This window comes from Mycobacterium sp. NGS54, assembly GCF_059812465.1.
The window spans coordinates 1-2284 of sequence record NZ_JCALCS010000019.1 but is presented as its reverse complement, the minus strand read 5'-3'; the positions used below and the strand labels follow the sequence as shown (position 1 = coordinate 2284).

1 protein-coding gene is annotated in these 2284 nt (G+C 66.2%); it reads left to right on the top strand.

Annotated elements, in window-relative coordinates:
* Positions 1-2284: glycoside hydrolase family 99-like domain-containing protein (locus AC5Y5E_RS30320; RefSeq protein ID WP_499907711.1), on the top strand; the 2284-nt coding region annotated here is incomplete at both ends.

Below are 2284 nucleotides of genomic sequence, written 5' to 3'. Positions count from 1 at the left end.
GATGCCGAGGTGCAGTTCCCGCCTCACGGCCTGCACCTTCCGGAGCGGTCGTCGCAGTACAAGACCACCCCCGACTTCAATGGCAAGATCGTCCACTACGAGGACGTGGCCCGCAGCCTGATCCGCTCGTCTGCGGCCGGCAAGACGCGCTATTTCACGCTCATGCTGAACTGGGACAACACGGCCCGGAAGAATAAGGCTGCGCACGTCTACCACGGCTTCAGCCTCGACGGGTACGACCGCTGGCTCCACGCCAGCCTGTTGAAGACCGAGCAGCTGTACGACGCCGACAACCAGTTCGTCTTCATCAACGCCTGGAACGAGTGGGCGGAAGGTACGTACCTGGAACCGGACACGGTGTACGGCCGTGCTCCGCTGGAACGCACGCGCGATGCGCTAGGAGCTCCGAGCCAAAAGGCCGACGACGAGCTCCTGCAGGATCTGCTGCCCCTGCTGTCGGGCGAGCCGGGCGCGCGGCTGCTGTCGCTGGCCGCCGCCGTGATCGAGGAACGCGGTCAGGAAAAGGGCAACGAGTCGGTCGCGCTGCTGGCCATGGACGAACCCCGCAACGGTATCGCGATCCAGTCGCTGAATTACCAGCCCGCCGAGGGCTCACTGATGTGGCTGGAGTCTGTCGTCGCCGGTGCCCTCGTCGACGGCGAGGTGCTGACGTTGAGTGGCTGGGTCATCTCTCGCGCCGCGCGCGTCGAAATCGTGGAGGTTCTGCTCGGCGGCGAGGTCGTCTCCCAGACCCTGCTGACGCAGACGCGCGAGGATGTGTTCGACTACCACAGCAGGCTCGACGCGATCCGCTGCCCCAACTCCTTTTCCGTGAGCCTGCCGCGGGCCGACTTGGCCGCGCGCTTGTCGTGCGGCAGCCAGCGCCTGCAGATCAGCCTGCGTGCGCTGGGTCCGAATGCGCAGCCGGTGATCGGGGCCGACATCGGCCTGGCAAAGCACATCTTGCCGTCGACACTGCAGATGATGACGGACCGCGGTCTGTTGGATGCGGAAATGGTGGCGCAGATTCGCAACGACGCCAACCGCTGCAAGCCACACCTTTTCGTGGTCCACGATCCCTACCCGGCGGGCGCACAGCTGTTCATGCTGCGCTTCCTAGGCTGGCTCAAGGCGCATGCCCCGGACTTCGACTTCGAGACCTTGTTCGCGGTGACGCGCGGGACGGCCGCCAGCTACGAGAATCAAGGTGTCAGCCTCGCCGGAGGGTTCGCTCAGCTGGGCCCCGTGCATTTCCTGGAGCCCGACGGCGTTCCCGAGAACCAGGAGAAGATCAGGTCCGGCGCATACCGGTTGATCTACCTCAACAGCCTGGCGTCGATCCGCAACCTGCGCGGGCTGCCCGCCAGCGACGCCCCGCTCCTGTTGCACGTCCACGAGCTGCGCGGCACGGTGAAGCAGCTGCTGGGTAAAGATGCCGAGGAGCTCTGCCACATGCCGGGCCGCTTCATCGCGTGCTCGCGCGCAGTGGAACGCATGCTCACCGAGGACTATCGCGTCAATCCGGAGCAGGTCACCACGATCCACGCTTTCGTGCCCGAGCACAGAGAAGAACCCGTCGCCGAGAGCGTCGGCGAGATCTTGCCCGAGCAGCCCGGCGTCATCACCATCCTCCTCGCCGGCTCGGTCAACTGGCGTAAAGGAGCCTACATGCTGGCCCCGGTGGCCCAGCAGCTCGCCAGCGTGAGCACCGCGCCGTTCCGTTTCGTTTGGGTGGGAGACTGTGGCGAACCGGAGTCGTTCATACGGCTCGAACACGAATTCGATCGTCTGGGCCTGTCCGGTTCGCTGCACATCGCGGGCCGGCACGACGGCATCGCCCGCTTCTACGCCGCGGCGGACCTGTTCCTGCTGCCGTCCATGGAGGATCCCTTCCCGCTGGTCATGCTCGAAGCCGGCATGGCACGGCTGCCGATCGTGGCCTTCGAGGGGTCCGGCGGCGCCGCGGAGTTCATCCACGACAACGGTGGCGGCATCACGGTGCCCTACCTCGATGTCCGAGCGATGGCCGATGCTATCGAACGCCTGATGGCGGACCCCGCGCTGCGCGAGGCCATGGGCGAGAACGCCTATGCGAGCGCGCAGAAATTCTCGGAGGCTGTCTTGGCCCCGGCCCTGCTGCGGACGATCCTGCAGACACGCGACGGCGGCGGCGATCTGCCCGTGACGCCTGCGACGCATCCGCATGTTCGATCGAGCGCTACGCGTCGAAGCCGCGCACGAAAGACCATGCCGTCGACGAAGACCGGCGGCCCCGTGTTCCGCT